The organism is Neobacillus drentensis NBRC 102427, from assembly GCF_001591445.1.
GTDB lineage: Bacteria > Bacillota > Bacilli > Bacillales > Cytobacillaceae > Neobacillus > Neobacillus drentensis.
This window is the reverse complement of the sequence record NZ_BCUX01000043.1, coordinates 1-2,002: the sequence shown is the minus strand read 5'-3', so window position 1 is coordinate 2,002 and position 2,002 is coordinate 1. Positions and strand designations below refer to the sequence as shown.

Genomic DNA, 2,002 nt, shown 5'->3' with positions numbered 1-2,002 from the left:
ACTTGGTTACTCTAAGCATTTTTTGTAAGATAAATTGAGGAAGAACAATAAATTGATATTTTTTGCATAAAACAGAAAAACCACAGTTAATTCGTGAATTTTATGTTTTAAGCTGTTTTTTTCTTTATTCGGTTATTTTTTATATCTGAAATCAAGAAGATGCTACCTAAAATAACAAAAAGTCCTGCAACCATTCCTATAGTAATTTGTTCATTTAGAAAAACACTCCCCCATATCATACCGAACAGGGGAATCATAAACGTTACGCTTAATGTTTTAGTGGGACCTACACTCGTAATTAAGTAAAAATACAGTAGATACCCAATGGCGGTACATAAAAGGGCTACACCAACGACAGATAATCCCACGATAGGTGTAAAAACTGATGATGATTTCGGCAAATTGAATAGGGTAAATGGAATAAGAAGTAAAGTTGCTCCTATTTGTTGTCCGTAGGCGACTGACAAAGGTGGTACGCCATCGAAAGCCTTTTTAGCATAAACACCAGCGAATCCATAAGATACAGTTGAAAGTATGGAGAGGAGAATGGCAATGATTACTTCTGGAGTAAATGGAATCGGACTCCATCCAACCAGGATGGCAACCCCGATGATGCCTACGAAAATACCAATCCATTTTTTAGTGCTTAACTTCTCTTTCATCCACCCCCAAACTGCAAGAGCAGTAAATAGCGGTGTCATGGAATTAATAATTGCAAGTATTGATGCGTTCAAGTGTAGGGATGCAGTTGCAATCAATGTAAATGGTATCGCAGCATTTAGCGCACCGATAATCAAATACTGTTTCCAAAGTTGCCTCCATCTAGTTGATTGCCCAATTATAAAAATGTAAATCAATAATGCAACTGCTGCAATGGTTACACGCCCTTGAATGGTTAGGAACGGACCGATTGCAGGAGAAGCAATCCGAATAAATAAAAATGAAGCTCCCCATAAAGCAGCTAATCCAAACAAGGCTGCGATGTCTTTCACTGTCATGAATCTTTTCTCCTTATTCTTTTTCTATGTAGACATTGGGTCATTCCCCCAGTGAGTTATAGCTTTACTTCACTGAGGGAATGACCCCGATTGATCTGGGCATCTATATTTCCTTCGCTATTTTATCCATATACTCTTCACGGATTTTAGATAAAGACTTCCTAGTTTGTTTATGTATCGCAAAAAAATAGAATGAAATTGAAAGCATATGAACGGCCCCCTGGGCAGAAAATACAACTTATTTTTTTTTGATTTTTCCTTTAGCTTTCATTATATTCTCAGCAACTCTAAATTTAACGATTTTGCTGATTAATTCATATGGTATGGGCTTATCTATTGGAAACTGAACGGAGCCTTTAGCACTTTTATATTCCGATAAATTTTGTTGAAAAGCAGCGATTCCACTAGGAGCAGGATAGAATCCGATATGTTTTTTATAGGCTGCAAAATGTACAAGATTACCATGTAAAGCAAAAGTAGGCATTTGATAACTGATCTTTTCTGTTGCATCTGGTGCAGAATCCTTAATCACTTTCCTTAACTTTTCGAGAATTTCCTGGACCTCAGGTGGAAATTGTAAAATGTAATCTTCAATCGAAATAAATTTGTTTTTATTTTCTTCCATAATTTCTCCTTTCTTACATTATCAGGCCTTAGAAATGATATTATTCAGCTTGAGTTTTGTTATACTCAAATATCCTTGAAATATTGAAATGAAAAATACCTTACAGAATATATCATCCCCTTCATATAAAGGAAATGGGGTATAAATTTTTTAAGATGGTTTCTCCATTATTTCGTTACCCTTATAATATTTTTATTTAAGAATAGTATTATTTTACCATACAATAGAAGATTTCGTTTCAGATTAATCATTCAGTATATTAAAATAGATTTAATTTTAGATGCAAAAGAGCCCAAGAGTAATCCATCTAGATAGTTTACTCTTGGACTTTCTTCAGCTTATTGATTGTTAATATCAAGCACCGGAGCTGATAAATAGA

General features: G+C 34.6%; 2 protein-coding genes. Both read right to left on the bottom strand.

Features of this window, described 5'->3' with window-relative positions; translation table 11 throughout:
- Positions 1 to 107: 107 nt before the first annotated feature.
- Positions 108 to 998, bottom strand: coding sequence for a DMT family transporter (locus tag BDR01S_RS18320; RefSeq protein WP_066255512.1), 891 nt, complete (start codon positions 996 to 998; stop codon positions 108 to 110).
- Positions 999 to 1,236: 238 nt separating this feature from the next.
- Complete coding sequence (locus BDR01S_RS18315) at positions 1,237 to 1,623, bottom strand: iron chaperone (RefSeq protein ID WP_066255515.1); 387 nt, start codon at positions 1,621 to 1,623, stop codon at positions 1,237 to 1,239.
- Positions 1,624 to 2,002: the final 379 nt, after the last annotated feature.